General features: G+C 63.7%; 20 protein-coding genes. 5 read left to right on the top strand and 15 right to left on the bottom strand.

The genetic code is table 11. The annotated features are described in order from the left end of the window. Positions 1-90 precede the first annotated feature (90 nt). Positions 91-813, bottom strand: coding sequence for a glutamine amidotransferase-related protein (locus RFM68_RS09735; RefSeq protein WP_320232526.1), 723 nt, complete (start codon positions 811-813; stop codon positions 91-93). A 434-nt stretch (positions 814-1,247) separates the two neighbouring features. Here RFM68_RS09735 and RFM68_RS09730 point away from each other — a divergent pair, with 434 nt between their 5' ends. After that, positions 1,248-2,159 carry an agmatinase gene (locus RFM68_RS09730; RefSeq protein WP_320232525.1) on the top strand — a complete coding sequence of 304 codons (912 nt, stop codon included), beginning with the start codon at positions 1,248-1,250 and terminating at the stop codon, positions 2,157-2,159. A gap of 39 nt (positions 2,160-2,198) precedes the next feature. On the opposite strand, the gene RFM68_RS09725 is transcribed toward RFM68_RS09730, so the two are convergent. The 5 genes from RFM68_RS09725 to RFM68_RS09705 all read right to left on the bottom strand — a co-directional run bounded on the left by RFM68_RS09725 (position 2,199) and on the right by RFM68_RS09705 (position 5,706). After that, positions 2,199-2,609 carry a hypothetical protein gene (locus RFM68_RS09725; protein ID WP_320232524.1) on the bottom strand — a complete coding sequence of 137 codons (411 nt, stop codon included), beginning with the start codon at positions 2,607-2,609 and terminating at the stop codon, positions 2,199-2,201. 3 nt (positions 2,610-2,612) lie between these two features. Further along, positions 2,613-3,488 (bottom strand): aldose 1-epimerase family protein, encoded by an 876-nt coding sequence (locus RFM68_RS09720; protein WP_320232523.1) that lies wholly within the window; start codon positions 3,486-3,488, stop codon positions 2,613-2,615. Between the two features lie 180 nt (positions 3,489-3,668). Beyond that, positions 3,669-4,385: a Bax inhibitor-1/YccA family protein gene (locus tag RFM68_RS09715; protein WP_320232522.1), complete on the bottom strand. Its 717-nt coding sequence runs from the start codon at positions 4,383-4,385 to the stop codon at positions 3,669-3,671. 17 nt (positions 4,386-4,402) lie between these two features. Further along, the gene (locus tag RFM68_RS09710) at positions 4,403-5,176 is read right to left on the bottom strand and encodes an anti-sigma factor family protein (RefSeq protein ID WP_320232521.1); all 774 of its coding nucleotides are present in this window, start codon (positions 5,174-5,176) and stop codon (positions 4,403-4,405) included. After that, positions 5,173-5,706, bottom strand: coding sequence for a sigma-70 family RNA polymerase sigma factor (locus tag RFM68_RS09705; protein WP_430694838.1), 534 nt, complete (start codon positions 5,704-5,706; stop codon positions 5,173-5,175). Before RFM68_RS09705 ends, RFM68_RS09710 begins: the two co-directional genes overlap by 4 nt. 134 nt (positions 5,707-5,840) lie before the next feature. On the opposite strand from RFM68_RS09705, the gene RFM68_RS09700 reads away from it, so the two are divergent. Together RFM68_RS09700 and mazG are read left to right on the top strand one after the other, a co-directional pair. Beyond that, the gene (locus tag RFM68_RS09700) at positions 5,841-7,025 is read left to right on the top strand and encodes an amino acid aminotransferase (RefSeq protein WP_320232519.1); all 1,185 of its coding nucleotides are present in this window, start codon (positions 5,841-5,843) and stop codon (positions 7,023-7,025) included. A 71-nt stretch (positions 7,026-7,096) separates the two neighbouring features. Then, positions 7,097-7,921 (top strand): nucleoside triphosphate pyrophosphohydrolase, encoded by an 825-nt coding sequence (gene mazG, locus RFM68_RS09695; RefSeq protein ID WP_320232518.1) that lies wholly within the window; start codon positions 7,097-7,099, stop codon positions 7,919-7,921. A gap of 8 nt (positions 7,922-7,929) precedes the next feature. Here the strand turns inward: mazG and hflX are convergent, their stop codons facing one another. The 8 genes from hflX to dusB all read right to left on the bottom strand — a co-directional run bounded on the left by hflX (position 7,930) and on the right by dusB (position 18,116). Next, on the bottom strand, positions 7,930-9,318 hold the full coding sequence (gene hflX, locus RFM68_RS09690; RefSeq protein ID WP_320232517.1) for a GTPase HflX: 1,389 nt from the start codon (positions 9,316-9,318) through the stop codon (positions 7,930-7,932). Then, entirely contained in the window at positions 9,319-9,564 is a 246-nt protein-coding gene (gene hfq, locus RFM68_RS09685; protein WP_320232516.1) for an RNA chaperone Hfq, read from the bottom strand. 143 nt (positions 9,565-9,707) lie between these two features. Next, entirely contained in the window at positions 9,708-10,568 is an 861-nt protein-coding gene (locus RFM68_RS09680) for a D-amino-acid transaminase (protein WP_320232515.1), read from the bottom strand. Positions 10,569-10,734: 166 nt separating this feature from the next. Next, entirely contained in the window at positions 10,735-12,096 is a 1,362-nt protein-coding gene (gene ntrX, locus RFM68_RS09675; protein WP_320232514.1) for a nitrogen assimilation response regulator NtrX, read from the bottom strand. Next, on the bottom strand, positions 12,086-14,377 hold the full coding sequence (locus RFM68_RS09670; RefSeq protein ID WP_320232513.1) for a sensor histidine kinase NtrY-like: 2,292 nt from the start codon (positions 14,375-14,377) through the stop codon (positions 12,086-12,088). Before RFM68_RS09670 ends, ntrX begins: the two co-directional genes overlap by 11 nt. Before the next feature lie 120 nt (positions 14,378-14,497). After that, positions 14,498-15,958 carry a nitrogen regulation protein NR(I) gene (ntrC, locus tag RFM68_RS09665; RefSeq protein ID WP_320232512.1) on the bottom strand — a complete coding sequence of 487 codons (1,461 nt, stop codon included), beginning with the start codon at positions 15,956-15,958 and terminating at the stop codon, positions 14,498-14,500. Next, positions 15,955-17,091 carry a two-component system sensor histidine kinase NtrB gene (locus RFM68_RS09660; protein ID WP_320232511.1) on the bottom strand — a complete coding sequence of 379 codons (1,137 nt, stop codon included), beginning with the start codon at positions 17,089-17,091 and terminating at the stop codon, positions 15,955-15,957. The genes ntrC and RFM68_RS09660 overlap by 4 nt, the downstream gene beginning before the upstream one ends. Next, positions 17,088-18,116 carry a tRNA dihydrouridine synthase DusB gene (gene dusB, locus RFM68_RS09655; RefSeq protein ID WP_320232510.1) on the bottom strand — a complete coding sequence of 343 codons (1,029 nt, stop codon included), beginning with the start codon at positions 18,114-18,116 and terminating at the stop codon, positions 17,088-17,090. The genes RFM68_RS09660 and dusB overlap by 4 nt, the downstream gene beginning before the upstream one ends. A 140-nt stretch (positions 18,117-18,256) precedes the next feature. Here dusB and RFM68_RS09650 point away from each other — a divergent pair, with 140 nt between their 5' ends. Together RFM68_RS09650 and RFM68_RS09645 are read left to right on the top strand one after the other, a co-directional pair. Then, complete coding sequence (locus RFM68_RS09650) at positions 18,257-19,489, top strand: bifunctional 2-C-methyl-D-erythritol 4-phosphate cytidylyltransferase/2-C-methyl-D-erythritol 2,4-cyclodiphosphate synthase (protein WP_320232509.1); 1,233 nt, start codon at positions 18,257-18,259, stop codon at positions 19,487-19,489. After that, positions 19,486-19,974 carry a CinA family protein gene (locus tag RFM68_RS09645; protein WP_320232508.1) on the top strand — a complete coding sequence of 163 codons (489 nt, stop codon included), beginning with the start codon at positions 19,486-19,488 and terminating at the stop codon, positions 19,972-19,974. Before RFM68_RS09650 ends, RFM68_RS09645 begins: the two co-directional genes overlap by 4 nt. Before the next feature lie 6 nt (positions 19,975-19,980). Here RFM68_RS09645 and RFM68_RS09640 read toward each other — a convergent pair whose 3' ends face one another. Next, on the bottom strand, positions 19,981-20,304 hold the full coding sequence (locus RFM68_RS09640; RefSeq protein WP_320232507.1) for a hypothetical protein: 324 nt from the start codon (positions 20,302-20,304) through the stop codon (positions 19,981-19,983). Between the last annotated feature and the right edge of the window lie 123 nt (positions 20,305-20,427).

Below are 20,427 nucleotides of genomic sequence, written 5' to 3'. Positions count from 1 at the left end.
CGACTTCACAGAGCCTGGCGTGAGACCGGGCCCATTGCGGAGCCGTCATGCAAGCGTCTGTGGCCGGCGTTAGCCTCGTGGGTAGCTGATCTATCGAGCCGGCCCTATTGAACCAATCATCTTTTCGAGGAAGCCATAGAACCAGTCAGCTTGAGCACGATCAGCCTCGTACATTATGCGATCTTGTTCCTCGCGTGACTGAACACCTGGTTTGCCAAAGAAGCCATCCAGTGCCGCCTGCATGCGGCGGAACCCCTCGATTGTTACCTCGGGATGAGCTTGGAATGCGAAGGTGCTTTCCCCATAGCTGAAGGCTTGGTTGGAGTAGAGATCACTCGATGCGAGGTGTGTTGCGCCGCCTGGCATGTCGAATGTGTGGAAGTGAGCCTGCACGACATGCAACGGATTCGGGAGAATGGCACGGCCTGCTTCCGTGGGCCGCAACTCGTAGTATCCGAACTCTTGGACGCCCGAAGAGGGCGGTCCCACCTGGGCGCCAAGGGCATGGGCGATCTGTTGCGCGCCAAGGCAGAGGCCGAGCAATGGCACGTCCTGCTTGATGCAGGCTTCGATCCAGCGCGCCTCGTCTTTGAGGAAAGGATATTTGATTGTCTCGTAAGCCTCGAACCTGCCACCAAAGATGATGCTAGCTGCAACATCATCTTCCGGCGCTCCTAATGCGTCTCCGTCAAACGGGTAGCGATAATCGAGCTCAAATCCATGTCGAGACCCAAAAACGGAAACCCGATCGTCGCGCGGACCACGGTCATGACAGATCAAGATCAACCGACGCTTCTCTGGTCCAGTGGCCATCCCGAAGTCCTGTGTGTTGGCACCAAGGCACATGTCTACCCGTCCGCGGGAGCGCAAATCAATTGGCTCTCAAAGCTAAAGCCCAGGGGAGTTGATTGGACCGCCCCCGATCGGGCTGAGCAACCCCGACCAGCGGCGCCCGATCGGGCGCTCTCGTTAGCGCCAGGAAGGCTACTTCGACGTCGATGTGACATTTCTACTTTGCGGGAATGGGACCGTCCCTGCCCTGCGTAGTGTCGCATTTCTAACTTGCTGGCGGTGTCGCGTCTCTAATTCGCTTTGACATCCGATGCGAGGTCGCAGAGGTGGCGAAGTGCTGTCATGCGGCTTAACGCCGGCGGTTTCGGTTGTGGCATCCGGACGATGAAGCAACTAGCCTGCCAGGCCGCAGCCGCACCGGGACGCATATTCAGGACATCAAAGGACATCAAAGAATGACCGCCTCGCCCTCCCTTCTCGGCCTTCCCGATCGCCTCGCCGACGGGCGCATGCCGCGAGCCGTGATCTTCGGTGCCGGTCACGGCAGCACCTATCCGGGCCAGGACAGCAGCGGCCATGCGTTGGCCGCCAACGCCATCCGCGCTGCCAGCCAGGATGACGCGCCGTTGGTGGAGCACTGGGATTTCGACCTCGGCGGGCCGTTGTTCGACGGCAAGCCGGTCTGCTGCACCGACGCCGGCGATATTTTGACCGCGATGCATGACAATGCCGGCAACCGGGCCCGGATCGAGGCGAAGACGCGCGAAATTCTGTCCTTGCCGGCCGTGCCGATCCTGCTTGGCGGCGACGATTCCGTCGTCATTCCGTTCCTTGCCGGCTTTGCCGGCCACGGCCCAATCTGGATCCTGCAGATCGATGCCCATATCGATTGGCGCGACGAAGTGCATGGTGAACGCTTCGGCTATTCGAGCCCGATGCGCCGGGCGAGCGAGATGCCGCATGTCGCCGGCATGGTGCAGGTCGGCCTGCGCAGTGTCGGCAGCGCATGCCTCACCGAAATCGAAGCGGCGCAGCACTATGGCAGTCGCTTCGTGACCGCGCGCGAGGTTCATACTCAAGGCGTGGAAGCCGCTCTTCGGCATATACCGGAAGGCGGGCAAGTCGTCGTCACCCTCGACTGCGACGGCCTCGATCCTGGCGTCATGCCGGGCGTGGCGGCCCGCACGCCCGGCGGCCTCTCCTACACTCAGGCGATCGACCTGGTTACCGGCCTCGGCAGGCGGGCCAGGATCGCTGGATTCGACCTTGTCGAGCTCTATCCTCCCGCCGACATTGACGGCCTGTCGGCCCTGACCGCGGCACGGCTTCTCGTCAATGTGATAGGCGCGATCGTCCGACAGGTTTGACCCCCTCCTTGGGACTATCCGAGTCTCCGCCGCGCCCTCTCAGAAAAAGCCGCTGAGGAATTTCGCCGTCACGTCCGAGATGCCGACGATCTTGTTCGTCGCCTGCCGGTAGAATTTGAAGTTGAGCTCGGTCTCGGGCCGTCCGTCCTTCCAGTCTTTGAACCGCTTGAGCTCATCGCGTCCCAGTCGTTTCGTCGCCATGGCGGAGCGGTGGATGGAGATACTGACGCGCGGCGTTTGCCGTTCGGGATCGGGGCGTCTCGGAATGGCCTCCGAGGATGTCACGACGCCTCGCGCGACAAGCCCCTGCCCGCCTTCGCTCTCGCTGGCGAACAGGAAGATGACGTCGCCTTCGGCGATGCGCTTGCCGCCATACATGGTTTTCTGGGCGGCAAACACGAATGTCTCCGCCTGCGGATCGCCGATCTCGGCCTTGATGGCATAGGCCATGCTTCACGGCTCACGATCAAGGCCGATGCGGTAGCTCAGCACGCGCCGGGCGCCGGGCTCGATCAGCATGACACCCGGTTTCTCGGCGAACTCTCCATCGAAATCGACCGGGCTTGCAACGCCATGCCAGGGTTCGATGCACAGGAACGGCGCACCGCCGGGCTTGGACCAGATGCCCAGCTCGTTGAAGCCCTGCCACGACATCTCGATCGCCGGTCCGCGCCCGGCGGCATAGCGCATGCTGGTGCTGGCCGGCCGGTCGAGGATGACGGCATCGTCGTCGAACAGTTTTTCGGAGAGCGGCAGCGTCTTTCCCTCGATCGGCGTTGGTTGCGGGGACGGCAGCAGCAGGCCGTCCTTCAGGCGGCGGACCGGCGCCGGCTCATTGTCGGCGAAGGTCAGCCGATAAGCCTCCTTGGGCAGTTCCGGCAGCAGCGGCCAGTTGAACGCCGGATGCGCGCCGACCGAGGCCGGCAACGGTTCGTCGCCGGTATTGGCGATCTCGAAGGTGACGCCGAGTTGCCGGGGTTTCAGGTCGTAGCCGATAGCCAGGCGAAAGGCGAACGGGTAATGCGCTCGCGTTTCGGCGTCGTCCGTCAGCACCAATGTGCAGGAGGTCGGCCCCTGCTCCGCCCAGGCAAAACGCCTGTCGCGGGCAAAGCCGTGCTGCGTCATCGGATAGCTTTGGCCGCGATGCCGCAGCTGATCGCCCTTCAGCCGGCCGACGATCGGAAACAGGACCGGCGAATGACGGCGCCATACGGGGCCTGCCTGCCACAAAAGCTCGGTGCCGTCGGCATCGCGTAGCGAGACAAGTTCGGCCCCCTGCCCGACTATGGTTGCCGAGACACCGTCAGCGTGAAGCGTCAGCTGTTCCATTACGTCCTCGCGGCGGCTCCCATGCCGGCAGGCTAGCAAAAGGCCAAGCGCGAACTCAAGGCCGGCAGGCATGCCGCACCTTACATGGTTATGAGCTCTTTCGTCGTGCCGGCAAAAAATTGGCCGGAGGTTTCCCTCTGGCTACCCCGAGGTCAGCAGTGTTGCCTACTACGGTCCGGCCTATTCGCGTTCGCCGGTGAAATTCAGCAGCAGCTGGAAGATGTTGATGAAGTTCAGATAGAGCGAGAAGGCGCCGAAGACGGCGAGCTTCTGCTGCGATTCCGCGTCAAAGTTCTCCGCATACTGCTCCTTGATGGTCTGCGTATCCCAGGCGGTGAGGCCGACGAAGACGGCAATGCCGATCACCGAGATGGCGAACTGCAGCGCGGTCGAGCCGAGGAACAGGTTGACCAGGCTCGCGATGACCACGCCGATCAGGCCCATGATCAGGAAGGACGAGAACTGCGTCAGGTCACGCCTGGTCGTGTAACCGTAAAGGCTGGTGGCGCCGAACATGGTTGCGGCGATGAAGAACGTGCGCGCGATGCTGGTCGAGGTGAAGACCAGGAACACCGAGGCGAGCGACAGGCCCATCACGGCGCAGAAGGCCCAGAACATCGCCTGCGCGCTTGCGGCCGACATCGTCTGCATCTTGAACGAGAAGATCATGACGAAGGCGAGCGGCGCCAGCATCACCACCCATTTCAGCGGGCTGGAGAAGATCGGCACATAGAGTGCCGGCGTCGAGGCCACGAAAAAAGCGACGAGGCCGGTGACGACGAGACCGAGGCCCATGTAGTTGTAGACGCGCAGCATGTGCTTGCGCAGGCCCTCGTCATAGACGGCTCCGGCCTGGACGCCGGTGCCTGCTCGGTATCCCGGATTGGGGCTGTTCATTTGGTTCTCCTTGGTTCTCAGTAGAGTGTTCTGGCTAGTTTTTCGGCGGCATGGTCGAGATTGCCGGCGTCGCCGCGACCGACCACCGCGTAGGCAACCTCGCCGATCTGGAAATAGGCAGTTGAAATGTCATCGGAGGGCGCGACCGTCGGCTTCACGACATCGAACCTGCCCGGCCTGATGGCGAACAGCGAGACGAGACCGAGGTCCCTGGTCTCTACCGCGACCTCGACGCTCGGCCCGAATTGCGAGGGATAGACCTGGACGTCGCGGATCTTCCAGTCGTCGGGCAGCGACGGCATGACGATCGCCGTCGCGGCGCGGATCTCGTCGGCATCGTAGCCCGGCGCTTCCCGCTGCGACGGCATCGTCTCGCGCACCAAAGTCGTCCGGTGCGCCCTGACCGCGTCCTCGACATAGGCCGGCGGCTGCGTCGAGGCGACGACCTTGGTCACCGCGATCGGTCCGAAAATGCCGTTGGCCAACCAGCCCGCCGCGACCAGCACGGCCGCGGCCGCGGCGCGCTGCAGCACGGCCAGGGTGCGCCCCCTGGCCATCGCCCTTTCAAGCCTTCGCGCCGCTTCGGTCGTAGCCGGGCGCGCCATGCCGAAAGGGCCGGCAAGGGCGACGCGCAGTTCGTCGCGCGTCCTGAGATCGGACATCACGCGCGCCGCAACTTCCGGGCGCGCGGCGAGGTGCGCCTCGACCTCAATGCGGCGTGCGACATCCAGTTGATCATCGACATAGGCGTCGAGGTCGGCATCGGTTACGGGGTCGACAATGGCGGTCATTGATCGTCTCCCACGATCCTCAAACGAGGCCTGGCTTTCAGCGGCGCGCCCTCCTCCATCTCGCGCAGCGCGGCACGCGCGCGGCCGATGCGTGACATCAAGGTTCCGAGCGGCACGCCGATGACCTCGGCGGCCTGCTGATAGGAAAGCCCTTCGATGGCGACGAGATGCAGGGCGGAGCGCTGTTCCTCCGGCAGCGAAAGAAACGCTTCCCGGACCTGCGACAGGCGCACCGAATGGTCCTGCGACGCCGGCATGCTCTGGTCGGCGACAAGGCCGGCCTGTTCGATGCGCGCCGCCTCGGAGCGGCGCGAGCGCATGCGGTCGATAAAGATGTTGTGCACGATCGCCAGCAGCCACGCGCGCGGGTTCCCACCCGGCCGAAAAGTGCCGCGCCGCTCATAGGCGCGCACCAGCGCGTCATGGACGAGATCCTCGGCATCGGCGCTGTCGCGCGTCAGCGAGCGTGCATAGCGCCGCAGCGACCCCAATTGCCCGACAATGTCGAAGCGTGCCATCGACCGTTTCATGCCCTGTTTACGGAGCAGGTAGGGATTTTAATCCCCCTGCGCGGCATTTCTTTTACGTGTCGCCGGCGCGATGGAAACCGCTGGCGCGGGGGGATCGATTTGCGTATCAATTCGCCGCCATTGGAGTCCTATCGATGTTCGAGACCCTGCAGCCCGCACCCGCCGACAAGATCCTTGCCCTGATCGGCCTCTATCGCAACGACCCGCGGCCCGGCAAAGTCGACCTCGGTGTCGGCGTCTACAAGGACATCGACGGCAGGACGCCGGTGATGCGCGCCGTGCGCGAGGCCGAGAAGCGTCTGCTGGCGTGCCAGGATAGCAAGACCTATCTCGGCCTTGCCGGCGACACCGGGTTCAACGCTGCCATGATCAAGCTCGCCTTTGGCGGCAAGGCGGACCATTCGCGCATCCGCGCGGCACAGGCGCCGGGCGGATCGGGCGCGCTCAGGCTGGTGGCCGAGCTTCTGCAGCGCACGCGCGCCGGCGCTACCGTGTGGCTGTCTGATCCGACCTGGCCGAACCATCTGCCGGTGATGCGCGCCGCTGGTCTCCAGGTTCGCGACTATCCCTATTTCGATACCGGTTCGGGTGCGGTGCGCTTCGACGAGATGCTGGCGACACTCAAGACGGCCAACGCCGGTGACGTCGTGCTGCTGCATGGCTGCTGCCACAACCCGACCGGCGCCAACCTCGATGCCGCGCAGTGGGCCAAGGTCGGCGACGTCCTTCTTGAGCGCGGCCTGCTGCCTTTCGTCGACATCGCCTATCAAGGCTTTGGCGAAGGCCTCGATGACGACGCCGCCGGCCTGCGGCTGCTGGCAGACAAGGTGCCGGAAATGGTCCTTGCCTCGAGCTGCTCGAAGAATTTTGCCGTTTATCGCGACCGCGTCGGCGCGGCGATGATCATGGCCAAGGATGGTGCCCAGGCCGATGTGGCGATGAGCCAGATGCTGGCGGCGGCGCGCGCCCTCTATTCGATGCCGCCGGATCATGGCGCGGCTGCGGTGCGCATGGTGCTGGAAGATGCCGACCTGAAGAAGGACTGGGAGACGGAACTCGAGGAGATGCGGCTGCGCATGCTCAGGTTGCGCGTCGCTTTCGCCGAGGCGTTGCGCCGGCAGTCCAATTCCGACCGTTTCGATTTCGTCGCCAGCCATCGCGGCATGTTTTCGAGGCTTGGGCTGGCCGAGGGGCAGGTCGAACGCCTGCGCACCGAGCACGCCGTCTATATGGTGGGCGACAGCCGCATCAACGTGGCCGGCCTACCGGAAGACGGCATGGACGATCTCGCCAAGGCGATCGTCTCGGTGCTCGACTGACTGCTGTGGACAACTCGTTTCAGCGTCCGACCAGGATTGGTCGCATGCCGACCGCGCGATAGGCTCGACCCATGACGCCTTCCAAGGACATTTCCCGGCTGATCGAGATCATGGCGGCGCTCAGGGCGCCGAAGACCGGCTGTCCCTGGGATCTCGAGCAGAATTTCTCGACCATTGCGCCCTATACGATCGAGGAGGCCTATGAGGTAGCGGATGCGATCGCGCGCGGCGACTTTGACGATCTGCGCGAGGAGCTGGGCGACCTGCTGCTTCAGGTCGTCTACCACGCGCAGATGGCTGAGGAGATTGGCGAGTTCGCCTTCGGCGATGTGGTGGAAGCCATCACCACCAAGATGATCCGTCGCCATCCGCACGTCTTCGGCGACGAAAAGGCGCGCAGCGCCGGCATGGCCAAGGGGATGTGGGAGAAGATCAAGGCGGCCGAAAAAGCCGAGAAGCGCGCCGCCCGCATCGCGCGCGGGCTTGATCCCGAGGATCATGGCAAGGGCTATCTCGACGGCGTACCGGTGGCCCTCCCTGCCCTGACGCGTGCCCTGAAATTGCAGGAGAAAGCCGCGCGCGTCGGCTTCGACTGGAGCGAAGCAGCACCGATCCTCGACAAAATAGAAGAAGAGATCGGCGAATTGCGCGAGGCGCTCGCCACGGGCGACACCGGACCGATCAAGGACGAATTCGGCGACATGCTGTTTGCCGTCGTCAATCTCGGCCGCCACCTCAAGCTCGATTCCGAAGCAGCGCTCAGCGGCACCAACGAAAAGTTCCGCTCGCGATTCCACTATGTCGAGCAAGCCTTGGAGGCCTCGGGCAGTTCGCTGGAGAAGGCTACGCTCGACGAGATGGAAGCGTTGTGGCAAGAGGCCAAAAGCGCCAAATAAACAGCCTGTTAGCTGCCGCTCTTGCGATGCAGACGGCTCTCGATTTCCTGCCTGGCGCTGTGCGTGGCCGTCAGCGAGAGGGTGACGCTGCCGTCTTCATTGTCGGCGCGCGAAACGACGTCGCCGTTGCGGTATAGCCAGTCGACCTGGCCGAGCTGGGCCGGGCTCAACGTCACCGTCATCGTTTCCAGCTCGCCCGACACACGCGTCTCGATGAGCGCTTTCAGCGTGTCCAATCCTTCACCGGTCACCGCCGATATGGCGATCGGCGGCGCCTTGCCGGCTGCGCCTTCGGCAAGCAGCCGCTCCCGGTTGCCTTCATCGAGCAGGTCGATCTTGTTCCAGACTTCGATCACGCGGTTCGCGTCGGCGGCATCGACGCCGAGATCGGCAAGGATGCGCTCGACATCATCCGCCTGGGCCGCCGTGTCGGGATCGGAGATGTCGCGCAGATGTAGCACGAGATCGGCCTCGACGACTTCTTCCAGCGTCGCCCGGAAGGCGGCAACCAGATGCGTCGGCAGGTCGGAGATGAAGCCGACCGTGTCCGACAGGATGACCGGCGTGCCGTGCGGCAGCCGCACGCGCCGCAACGTCGGATCAAGCGTCGCGAACAGCATGTCTTCGGCCAGCACCCCTGCCCCGGTCAGCCGGTTGAACAGCGTCGACTTGCCTGCATTGGTGTAGCCGACGATGGCCACCACCGGGAAAGGCACTTTCTTGCGCTTGGCCCGGTGCAGGTCGCGCGTGCGCCGCACCGTTTCCAGCTCGTGCTTCAGCTTGGTGATCTTGTCCTGCAGGATGCGGCGATCGGATTCGATCTGGGTTTCCCCGGGGCCGCCGAGGAAGCCGGCGCCGCCGCGCTGCCGCTCAAGGTGGGTCCAGCTCCGTACAAGCCGGCCCTTCTGGTAGTTGAGATGCGCGAGCTCGACCTGCAGCGTGCCTTCCTTGGTGCGCGCCCGCTCGCCGAATATCTCGAGAATGAGCCCCGTGCGGTCGAGCACCTTGGCGTTCAGTTCTTTTTCGAGATTGCGCTGCTGCACGGGCGTCAGCGGATGATCGACGATAACCAGTTCCGCCTTGCGCTCCTTCACGATGTCGGCGAATTCGGCCACCTTGCCGCTGCCGAGCAGCGTCGCCGGTCGCGGGTCGGCGACCGTCACCACTGCGGTGTGGACCGGATTGAGGTCGATGGCGCTGGCAAGCCCGACCGCCTCGTCGTGGCGGGCGTCGGCCGAACGGCTCAGCCGCGGACGGCTCGACTCATCGTCGCCACGCGCCTGGCGGGCAAGCACCGGCACAATAACGACAGCCCGGGTCGGATCCCTGGCTTCCGGCCCGAGTTGATGTCCTTGTTTTCCGCGAACGCTGCGGTCCGCGTCCTTATCGCGTGCCAATCAGGCGCCCTGGTTTTCCTCGCCATCGAACATCTGAACCGGCTGGCTCGGCATGATCGTGGAAATGGCGTGCTTGTAGACGAGCTGGGAGTGCCCGTCACGCCGCAACAACACACAAAAATTGTCGAACGAAGTGACCACACCGGTCAGCTTCACGCCATTGATGAGGAAGATGGTAAGTGGATTTTTGCTCTTGCGAACTGAATTCAGGAACAGGTCCTGAAGGTTTTGCGATCGTTCCGCCATTTTTTTTGTCTTTCGCCGATCCCCTTCGGTTTGCGGGCCAATGCGCCAAATTACGCGGCACCTGTCAAGCTCGCAAACCCCCTCTTGCCGACACAATGGCAAGCAGAACGAGATAGTTGAGGTTCATTCCAGTTGTGCGGTTATCAGGCTGGACTTTTTTCCGCAACGTCAAAAAAGGCTTGCCGCAACGAAAGTGTCATGGAACCGGGATGGCCATTTGCTATCGGCGCGCCATCGATTTCCACCACCGGCATGGCGATTGTCGTCGCCGAACTGATGAATGCTTCCCTGGCCGCCTTGGCTTCGGCGACCGAAAAACCGCGCTCCTCGATCTTGAGGCCAAGCTTGGCGGCGACATCGAAAAGCGTCGTGCGGGTGATGCCGCGCAGGATGCCGTGCTCGGCCGGCCGGGTCACCAGGACGCCATCCCGAGTGACGATCCAGGCGTTGGACGAACCGCCTTCCTTGACGTTGCCGTCGGGGTCGACGAACCAGGCCTCCTGGGCGCCGGCTTCCTTGGCCTTCTGCTTGGCCAGCACATTGGGGAGCAGGCCGGTGCTCTTGATGTCGACCCGGTCCCAGCGGTTTTCCGGCACAGTGATGACCTTGATGCCGGTCTCGACGCGCTTTGCGGCCGCTGCTGGGTCAGCTTTTCTGGCCGTAATCACCAAGGACGACAGTGTGTCGGCCGGGAAAACGAAGTCGCGGCTGGCGACGCCGCGCGTCACTTGGACATAGACCAGACCGTTGACCACATGGTTGCGGCGCACGACCTCACGCACAAGAAGTGGCAACACGCCCTTGGAGACCGGCCAGTCGATCGACAATTCGCTCAGGGACCGGTTCAGCCGGGCAAGATGGCGCGGCATATCGACGATATGGCCGCGGGCCACCTCGCAGACCTCGTAGACGCCGTCGGCGAATTGATAGCCGCGATCCTCGATATGGACGCGGGCTTCAGCATGGACGACATAGCGCCCGTTGACATAGGCAATGCGCGGCATCAGTACCCTCGGGGAAAACGTCCGGCTTTCTTAGGCGATTCCGTCGCTGTCGTAATGAACAATCACGTGGGCCAACCGCTCTATCTCTTTGTCTTGACGCAATTCCTGACGGAAGGCTACGGCGAAGCCGCCGAGCCTAGCCGCTTCGCACTTTTCCTGGAATTGCTTAGACGCCCAGCGACTTCAGCTTGCGGTGGAGCGCCGAGCGTTCCATGCCGATGAACTCGGCCGTCTTCGAGATGTTGCCGCCGAAGCGGTTGATCTGGGCGATCAGATAGTCCTTCTCGAATTGCTCGCGTGCCTCGCGCAGCGGCAGCGCCATGATGTGCTGGTCCGACTGGTTGGGCGTGCGCGGCATGACGTCGCCGATCTCGGACGGCAGAAGGTCGGCGGTGATCGGCGCATCGGCCTCTTCGCCTCGCGCCAGAATCATCAGCCGTTCGACGTTGTTGCGCAACTGGCGAACGTTGCCCGGCCAATTATGGGCCTGCAGCACCGCCAGCGCGTCGTCGCCGATGCGGCGCGGCCTGATGCCGGCCTGACGCGCGATCTGCTTCATGAAATTGTCGACGAGATAGGGAATGTCCTCGCGCCGCTCTGCAAGCCCCGGCACCATGACAGGAACCACTGCCAAGCGGTGGTAAAGGTCCTCGCGGAAGCGGCCGTCGGCGATCATTGCTTCGAGATTTTGCGAGGTCGAGGAGATGATGCGGACATCGACCTTGACGCGCTTGGTGCCGCCTACCCGCTCGAATTGCTGCTCGACCAGCACGCGCAGGATCTTGTTCTGCGTTTCGCGCGGCATGTCGGCGACTTCGTCGATATAGAGGATGCCGCGATGCGCCTCCTCCAGCGCGCCGACCTTGCGCTCGGTGCCGTTCGATTCGGTGCCGAACAGCTCGATCTCCATGCGCTCGGGCGTGATGGTGGCGGCACTCAGCGTGACGAACGGACCGGCTTTGCGCGACGAAAGCGTGTGAATGGCGCGCGCCGTCAGCTCCTTGCCGGAGCCGGATGGACCGACGATCATGACGCGGCTGTTGGTCGGCGCGACGCGCTCGATGGTCTGCCGCAACTGGCTCATCGCCGACGACATGCCGATCAGGTCGAAGGTCTCGCCGCTGCGCTGCTTGAGATCGGAGACTTCGCGCCGCAACTTGGATGTCTCCAGCGCGCGCTCGGCGATCAGGATGAGGCGATCGGCCTTGAATGGCTTCTCGATGAAGTCGTACGCGCCGCGCCGGATGGCCGACACCGCCGTTTCGATGTTGCCGTGACCGGAGATCATCACCACCGGCATGTTCGGATGCATAATCTTGATTTCGTCGAGCAGCGCCAGGCCGTCGAGGCGCGAGCCCTGCAGCCAGATGTCGAGAAAAATCAGCCGAGGCGCGCGATCGGCAATTGCCATAAGCGCGCTGTCGGCATCATGCGCCGTGCGGGTTTCATTACCCTCATCGCTCAGTATGCCAGCGACAAGTTCGCGGATGTCTTCCTCGTCATCGACGATGAGAATGTCAGACGCCATTACCGACCTTTTCAGTTTCTTTTTCGTGTTCGCTTCGACCTTCACCGCGTGGCGGCGCGGCTACGACCGTTGCCGGGGGCAGGATGATCGAGATCATCGCGCCCCGGCCACCATGGAAATCCGCTGGCGCGTCGTGCAATTCGAGACGGCCGCCATGGTCTTCCACGATCTTCTTGACGATAGCGAGGCCAAGCCCGGTGCCCTTCTCGCGCGTCGTCATATAGGGCTCGAGAAGCCTTTGGCGATTCTCGCGCGGCAGCCCCTTGCCGCTGTCGATAACGTCGATTCGTATGGCGCCATCTTGGCGACCAGCCTGAATGCGGATCGCGCCGTCCGAACGGTCTTGCGTATCAAGACCGTCGATGGCCTCGGCGGCGTTCTTGATGACGTTGCCGAAGGCCTGCGCCATAAGGCGACTGTCGAAAGTGCCCTTCAACGGCTCGCTGCCGAAGTCGCGCTGGAAGGTGATGTCGGAACGACTGACCTCGACCAGGAAGGACGCCTCGCGCAGCGATTCGCGCAGATCGATCGCCTTCATTTCCGGCTTCGGCATACGCGCAAAGGCCGAGAATTCGTCGACCATGCGGCCGATGTCCTCGACCTGGCGGATGATGGTGTCGGTGCATTGATCGAAAACCTCGCGGTCCTCGGTGATGACCTTGCCGTAGCGGCGCCTGATGCGCTCGGCCGAGAGCTGGATCGGCGTCAGCGGGTTCTTGATCTCATGCGCGATTCGCCGCGCCACATCCGCCCAGGCCGACGAGCGCTGCGCCTGGACGAGATCGGTGATGTCGTCGACAGTGACCACATAGGATTTCTCTTCCTCGCCGTCGTCGCCGGCCTCGACAGTAACCTGGACATTGAAAGTGCGCTCCAGGCCGGTGCGGAAGAAAGTCACCTGCTCGCGATAGACCGGCTTGCCAGACTGCCGCCCGATCTCGAAGACGCGGCCGACAAGCGGCAGGACCGCCGAAAGGTTCTGCCCGAGCGTCGCATTCGCCGAAATCGCCAGCATGGTTTCGGCCGAGCGATTGACGATGGTGATGATGCCGTAGGGGTCGACACCGATGACGCCGGCGGTGACGCCGGCCAGCACCGCTTCGGAGAAACGCCGGCGCTCGTCGATCAGATCCTTGGCGGAGAGCAGCTCGTTGCGTTGCGATTTAAGCTCCAGGATCATGTTGTTGAAGGTCTCGCCCAGCGAGGCGACATCGCCATCGGACTGGCGCACGGCAACGGCGACATCGAGGTTGCCGGTTGCCACCTCGTCGGCCGCGCCGATCAATTGCCGGATCGGCCGCACAATCCGATCGGCGACCGCAATGCCGGTCCATATCGCCGACAGGATGATGATCAGCGTCAGCGACAGATAAGGCAGCGCGAAGGCCACTTGCGACGTGCGGCGATTGTCCTCGAGGTTGCGATACTCATCGGTGTTCGATTTGACGATCTGGCGCGCCTTGATGACATCAGGATCGACCAGCCGGATGGTGTAGAGATAGAGCCCTTCGATCTCGCGCAGCTTGATGATGGCGCCCATGATGTTGCGGGTGCGCGGCTCGATCAGCACCGGCTTGCCGGCCGCCGCGGTATCGACGGCGCCAGCCGGCGGCTCGGGCATGGCGAAGTCGGCGTCGGTCTTGGCTTTCATGACGAACGAGCCGTCAGGCTTGATCAGGGCGGCGTGGGCCAGTCCGCGGCCAATGGCTTCCTTGTTCAACAGATCGAGGAAACCGCTACGGTCGAGACCGTATAGCGTGCGCGAGGCGTCGAGATCGTAGGCCATCGACAAGGTCGTGCCCTGCAGGTTGCGCGCGTTCTCCTGCACATAGGCGTCGGCAATCGACAGCGACGAGTTGACGATCGTCTTGGTGCGGATTTCGAACCAGCGGTCGAGGCCGATGTCGAGCGTGATCGAGGCGATGATCGCCACCATGATGGCCGGAATGGCTGCAACCAGCGCGAACATCGCGACGATGCGCACATGCAGCCGCGAGGCAGCCCTGCCGTGGCGCCGCGCCAGGACGATGCGACGCACCTCGCGAGCGATCAACGCGATCAGGAACAGAACGAAGACGGCATTGGCCGCGATCAGGGCCCAGGTCGTGCCAGCGGTCGGCGCGATCGGCGTGGCGCCGACCAGGATCGCAAACGAGATCGCCGCCGTGATCACGGCGCCAACAATAGCCACCACGCCGGGCAATGCCAGCAACCGTCGGCCGTCACGCGTGCCGGTCTGGCTGAAAAGCGGTTGGTTCAGGGTCGGAGCCTCATCTGCCATGTCGTGGTACAGAGTCGATCATTGCGTCGGATGTATGCAACGCATTGTGGCGATTATGCAACAAGTGTGGCCGGAACGAAAATCTTTCCCCGCCTAATTCGCCGAAAAGATTAGGTGACGTTACGGCTGCCTGGTCGATTTGTAGACGTTGACGCCAAGCTCGCGGATCTTCTTGCGCAGCGTATTGCGGTTGAGCCCCAAAAGCTCGGCCGCCTTGATCTGGTTGCCGCGCGTCGCCGTCATCGAAGCCAGCACCAGAGGATACTCGACCTCGGCAAGAATGCGCTGGTAGAGCCCGGCCGGCGGCAAATCGCCGGCGAAGGAGGCGAAATAGCGCTGCAGAAAATGCTCGACCGCCTGGCCGATCGACAGATCGTCGGGGATGAGCGCGCCGCCGTCCGGTACGACCGGCCTCTCGCCGGTCTTCAGCTCTGATTCGATGATCTCGGACGAAATCTCGTCCTGCGAGTAGAGGGCGGCCAGCCGGCGCACCAGGTTTTCGAGCTCGCGCACATTGCCCGGCCAGGGATAGCGCTTCATAAGCTCGATGCCGCCGGCCGATATGCGCTTGGTCTGCAGGCCCTCGCTGGCGCCCTGCTTGAAGAAGTGCCGCACCAGATCCGGAATGTCCTCGGAACGCTCGCGTAGCGCCGGCAGCCTCAGAGGGACGACATTGAGGCGATAGAACAGGTCTTCGCGAAACAGGCCCTGGTTGATCAGCGTGCGCAGGTCCTTGTTGGTGGCCGCGACGATGCGCACGTCGGTCTTGATCGGCGTACGGCCGCCGACCGTGGTGTATTCGCCTTGCTGCAGCACGCGCAGCAGCCGTGTCTGGGCTTCCATCGGCATGTCGCCGATCTCGTCGAGGAACAGCGTGCCGCCCTCCGCCTGCTCGAAACGGCCGCTGGAGCGGTTCTGGGCACCGGTGAAGGCGCCCTTCTCGTGGCCGAACAGTTCCGATTCGATGAGATCTCGCGGGATCGCCGCCATGTTGATGGCCACGAACGGGCCGCCGCGGCGGCGGCCATATTCGTGCAGCGCACGCGCCACCAGCTCCTTGCCGGTGCCGGACTCGCCGCTGATCATGACCGTGAGATCGGTCTGCATCATGCGCGCCAGCATGCGGTAGATGTCCTGCATGGCGGCCGAGCGGCCGACAAGCGGCATCGTCTCCGGCTGATCCTCGGCGCGGGCATCGAGCTTCGGCCGCTTCGGCTCGGCCAGCGCCCGGCTGACGATGCTGAGCAGTTCCGTCAGATCGAAAGGCTTCGGCAGATATTCGTAAGCACCGGTCTCGGAGGCGCGGATAGCGGTCATGAATGTGTTCTGGGCGCTCATGACGATGACCGGCAGCTCGGGCCGCGCCTTCTTGATGCGCGGCAGCATGTCGAAGGCGTTTTCGTCGGGCATCACCACATCGGTGATGACGAGATCGCCCTCGCCCGCCGCCACCCAGCGCCACAGCGTCGAGGCGTTGGAGGTGACACGCACCTCATGGCCGACGCGCGACAGCGCCTGGTTGAGCACGGTGCGGATGGCCGCATCGTCGTCGGCGACCAGAATACTGCCGCGAGCGGTCATGTGCGGTCTCCTTCAGCTTCGTCGCCGGGGCCTGGCGCGATCTCCTTCCAAGCCGGAAGCAGGATGCGAAAAGTCGTCCCGCGCGGCGTCGAATCGCATTCGATGATGCCGCCATGCTCGCCGACGATCTTGGCGACCAGCGCCAGGCCAAGGCCGGAGCCGTTCGGCTTGGTGGTGATGAACGGGTCGAACAGGATCGGCAGGATGTCCTCGGATACGCCGGGACCGTTGTCGTGCACGCAGAATTCCAGCGGCAGCGAAACACGGTCCTGCGTTCCAGGCACCGAGACGCGGATGCCCGGACGGAAGGCCGTCGAGAGCATGATCTCGCCTTGCGGGTCTGCGCCGATCGCCTCGGCCGCGTTCTTCACCAGGTTGAGGAAGACCTGGATCAGTTGGTCGCGGTTGGCGAAGACTGGAGGCAATGATGGATCATATTCCTCCAAGATCTTGATCCGCCTGGCAAAACCGTTCTTGGCGATCGCCTTCACATGATCGAGCACGACATGGATGTTGACCGGATAGCGCTCGATCGGCCGTTCGTCGGAAAACACCTCCATGCGGTCGACCAGCGAGACGATGCGGTCGGTCTCGTCGGTGATCAGGCGGGTCAGCGCGCGGTCTTCGTCGGAAGCGGAAAGCTCGAGCAATTGGGCGGCGCCGCGGATGCCCGAGAGCGGGTTCTTGATCTCATGCGCCAGCATGGCGGCCAGGCCGGTGACCGAGCGCGCGGCACCGCGATGCGTCATCTGGCGGTCGATCTTGTCGGCCATCGACCGTTCCTGGAACATGACGACGACGGAGCCCGGAAACTCCGGCACCGGCGCGACATAGAGATCGACCATCTTCTCGATGCCGAGGCGCGGCGACGACACGTCGACGCGGTATTCGTTGACCGGCGCCCCGCGCTCGCGCACCTGGTCGACCAGCGTCAGCAGCGGGCTGCCGAACGGCACCAGCTTGGAGAGCGTGTTGCGGGCGAGCATGGTCGCGCTCGAGCGGAAGAAGTCCTCCGCATCCGCATTGGCGAAGATGATAAAGCCGTCGGGGTCGACCATGATCACCGGGCGGCGGATGGTGTTGAGTACGATGTTGGCGGCGTCCGCCACCTGCTGTGGAACGTCGGCCTTCATGCCGCGCTCCGCAGATCAGGGGTTGAAGCACCCTCAGAGAATGCTCGGCGCAATTCGACGACGACCTCGGCCGGTTCGAACGATGTGAGGATGCGCTTGCGCTGCTCGGCGCGAACTCCGGGAGCATGACGGTCGAGATACCAGCCGAGGTGCTTGCGCGCCTGGCGCAGGCCGCTTTCAATACCGTAGAGCGAGAGCATGTCCTGGTAGTGCGAGGCGACATAATCGGCGAGCGCTTCCGGCGCCTGCGGAATGCCTTGCGCGCATGCGCCGGCCGCGGTCGTTGCAATGCCGCCCGCAACCCACGGCGCGCCGTAATGCGCGCGGCCGATCATCACCGCGTCGGCGCCGGACTGTTCGAGGATCGTTGCCGCTTCCTCGGGCGAGGCGACATCGCCATTGGCCACCACCGGGATCGAGACCGCTTCCTTGACGCGCGCGATCGCCCGCCAGTCGGCCTTGCCCTGATAAAACTGACAGCGCGTGCGGCCATGCACGGTCACCATCTGGACACCCGCCCGTTCGGCGCGGCGCGCCAGCATCGGCGCGTTGAGGGCGCTTTCGTCCCAGCCAAGCCGCATCTTGACCGTCACCGGCACCGAAACGGCACCGACCACCGCTTCGATCAGCGACAGCGCATGGTCGAGATCGCGCATCAGCGCCGAGCCGGCATAGCCGCCGGTCACCTTCTTCGCCGGGCAGCCCATGTTGATGTCGATGATATCGGCGCCCTCGCCCGCCGCTATACGCGCGCCTTCGCCCATATGAACGGCCTCGCGGCCGGCAAGCTGCACCATGTGCACAGGCAGGCCGGAATGACGAATGCGCAGGTCGCAGCCTGCCCTGCCCTTGGCCAGTTCGCCGCTCGCCACCATTTCCGACACGACCAGCCCCGCGCCATGCGCGTGGGCGCGTTGCCGGAACGGCTCGTCCGTGATGCCCGACATCGGCGCGAGGAAAACGCGGTTGCGGATTCTCACGCCGCCGACATCGAGTGGCGATGCCAATGTGGTCAGTTCAGCCATGCACAAAAACCAAGCATATTCTATCGTTGCACATTATCTAGCCAGAAGTATGGCATTGTGCAACGCGCAATGACGTCACATTAAGGCGCATTTTGGAAAATGCTGGCCTTCGGCCATCACCCCGACTAGGACCGATCGGAATGAGCGAGGCAAGCGAAAAGCAATCGTCCGGCCCGAAGGGTGGCGGGATCGGGGTGGTGATCGTCGCCGCCGGCCGTGGCGCGCGCGCCGGACAGGCCGACGGTCCGAAGCAATATCAGCGCATCGGCGGCCGCGCCGTCATCGCGCATACGCTGGATATCTTTCTCTCCCATCCGATGATCGGTCCCGTGGTCGTGGCGATCCACGCCGACGATGCCGGGCTCTTCCAACGCGCGGCCGAAGCGCATGGCGATCGTCTTGTCGCCGTTATCGGCGGCCCTTCGCGCCAGGCGTCCGTCCGGCTCGGCCTCCTGGCACTGAGGGACAAGGCACCCGAAAAAGTGCTGGTGCATGACGCCGTGCGCCCGTTCGTCGACGCCGGTCTGATCGACCGAACCATCGAGGCCATCGGCGAGCGCCAGGGCGCGCTGCCGGCGCTTCCCGTTGCCGACACGCTGAAGCGGGAATCGGCCATCGGCATGATCGATGAGACGGTATCGAGGGCCGGCCTTCATGCTGCGCAGACGCCGCAGGGTTTTCCATTCTGGCCGCTGCTCGCCGCGCATGAGAAGGCGCATCATCTGGGCAAGACGGAGTTCACCGACGACGCGGCGATCGCCGAGTGGGCACAGATACCGGTCAAGATCGTTCCCGGATCGCCGGACAACGTCAAACTCACCTGGGCGAGGGATATTACATTGGCCGACCAGCGGCTCTTGAGCTCCCAGCAGCGCTTCCCCGATATCCGGACCGGCAACGGCTATGATGTGCATGCGTTCGAGCCGGGCGACCATGTCACGCTGTGCGGCGTGGCCATTCCCCACGAGCGAAAACTCTCCGGCCATTCCGACGCCGATGTCGGACTGCACGCGCTGACCGACGCGCTGCTCGCCACCTGCGGCGCCGGCGATATCGGCACGCACTTCCCGCCCACGGACCCGCAATGGAAAGGTGCCGCCTCGAAGATCTTCGTCGAGCATGCGGCAAAGCTGGTGCGCGAGCGCGGCGGCCGCATCGCCAATGCCGACATCACGCTGATCTGCGAGGCGCCGCGCGTCGGGCCGCATCGCGCGGCGATGACGGAAGCGCTTTCGGCCATGCTTGGCATTGCGCCCGGGCGCATTTCGATCAAAGCGACGACCAACGAGAAGCTCGGCTTTGTCGGACGCGGCGAAGGCATCGCCGCGATCGCCACGGCCAGCGTCGTCTATCCGGGCGAGGTGCCGGCATGAGCAACGCTGAACTCGCAAACGCACTGCTCCAGGCATGCCAACAGCGCGGCATCATGCTGGCCACGGCCGAAAGCTGCACCGGCGGCCTGATCATCGCCGCGCTGACCGATATCGCCGGCTCTTCCGCCGTGGTCGATCGCGGCTTCATCACCTATTCCAACGAAGCCAAGATGGAGATGCTCGGCGTCTCAGCCGCCACGCTCGACGCGCATGGCGCGGTTTCGCGCGAGACGGTGCTGGAGATGGCGGCAGGCGCGCTGGCGCATTCGCAGGCAAGCCTTTCGCTTGCCGTCACCGGCATTGCCGGTCCTGGCGGCGGCTCGGCGGAAAAGCCCGTCGGCCTCGTCTGGTTCGGAATAGCGCTGGCTGGCCGGCCGATTGTCGCCGAGCATCAGCTGTTCGGCCACAAGGGCCGCGAATTCATCCGGCACGAGACGGTGCGGCACGCGCTGCAACTCGGATTGCGCGCGCTTGGACCTGCATAGCAGACGTTAGATGCGGATGGCACCCGGACTGGTGTTCGGGGACCCAACCGACCAAAGCCAATCAGCTATCGATTCGCGTATTGCTATGAAGTGGTCGCCGACCCATGACCACAGGTAGAGGCTAAGGCAAATGTTGATTGCGGCAACCGCATAAAGCCGTCGCCGCTGTTCCTGATCGGGCTTGCCAGCAAAAACGACCAGCAAGATTGCCAGCGCGGGTGGCACCACAAGAAATGGAATGACGCTCAGCATCCATGCCGATATCGAAACCGGATCGGCTCTCGTCAGGATCGGAGCGAGCCTTTTTAGCCCTGCCTGCTTAGCGTCCAAAATTGCCCACTCCAACGACAGGACAGCGCCACAGCTGGGACACGTACCAACTCCATTGAGAGTTTCACCTGAACAGGATGGGCACAGGCCTGTGGAGGGACGTTATATCTTGATGATCAGCCG

This window comes from Mesorhizobium montanum (genome assembly GCF_033977145.1).
Classification (GTDB): Bacteria; Pseudomonadota; Alphaproteobacteria; order Rhizobiales; family Rhizobiaceae; genus Mesorhizobium; species Mesorhizobium montanum.
This window is presented reverse-complemented; position numbering and strand designations above follow the sequence as displayed.

Coding starts and splice junctions, on each gene's coding strand:
- RFM68_RS09735 (WP_320232526.1), bottom strand. CDS start 813: ATGGCCACTGGACCAGAGAAGCGTCGGTTGATCTTGATCTGTCATGAC.
- RFM68_RS09730 (WP_320232525.1), top strand. CDS start 1,248: ATGACCGCCTCGCCCTCCCTTCTCGGCCTTCCCGATCGCCTCGCCGAC.
- RFM68_RS09725 (WP_320232524.1), bottom strand. CDS start 2,609: ATGGCCTATGCCATCAAGGCCGAGATCGGCGATCCGCAGGCGGAGACA.
- RFM68_RS09720 (WP_320232523.1), bottom strand. CDS start 3,488: ATGGAACAGCTGACGCTTCACGCTGACGGTGTCTCGGCAACCATAGTC.
- RFM68_RS09715 (WP_320232522.1), bottom strand. CDS start 4,385: ATGAACAGCCCCAATCCGGGATACCGAGCAGGCACCGGCGTCCAGGCC.
- RFM68_RS09710 (WP_320232521.1), bottom strand. CDS start 5,176: ATGACCGCCATTGTCGACCCCGTAACCGATGCCGACCTCGACGCCTAT.
- RFM68_RS09705 (WP_430694838.1), bottom strand. CDS start 5,706: ATGAAACGGTCGATGGCACGCTTCGACATTGTCGGGCAATTGGGGTCG.
- RFM68_RS09700 (WP_320232519.1), top strand. CDS start 5,841: ATGTTCGAGACCCTGCAGCCCGCACCCGCCGACAAGATCCTTGCCCTG.
- mazG (WP_320232518.1), top strand. CDS start 7,097: ATGACGCCTTCCAAGGACATTTCCCGGCTGATCGAGATCATGGCGGCG.
- hfq (WP_320232516.1), bottom strand. CDS start 9,564: ATGGCGGAACGATCGCAAAACCTTCAGGACCTGTTCCTGAATTCAGTT.
- RFM68_RS09680 (WP_320232515.1), bottom strand. CDS start 10,568: ATGCCGCGCATTGCCTATGTCAACGGGCGCTATGTCGTCCATGCTGAA.
- ntrX (WP_320232514.1), bottom strand. CDS start 12,096: ATGGCGTCTGACATTCTCATCGTCGATGACGAGGAAGACATCCGCGAA.
- RFM68_RS09670 (WP_320232513.1), bottom strand. CDS start 14,377: ATGGCAGATGAGGCTCCGACCCTGAACCAACCGCTTTTCAGCCAGACC.
- ntrC (WP_320232512.1), bottom strand. CDS start 15,958: ATGACCGCTCGCGGCAGTATTCTGGTCGCCGACGACGATGCGGCCATC.
- RFM68_RS09660 (WP_320232511.1), bottom strand. CDS start 17,091: ATGAAGGCCGACGTTCCACAGCAGGTGGCGGACGCCGCCAACATCGTA.
- dusB (WP_320232510.1), bottom strand. CDS start 18,116: ATGGCTGAACTGACCACATTGGCATCGCCACTCGATGTCGGCGGCGTG.
- RFM68_RS09650 (WP_320232509.1), top strand. CDS start 18,257: ATGAGCGAGGCAAGCGAAAAGCAATCGTCCGGCCCGAAGGGTGGCGGG.
- RFM68_RS09645 (WP_320232508.1), top strand. CDS start 19,486: ATGAGCAACGCTGAACTCGCAAACGCACTGCTCCAGGCATGCCAACAG.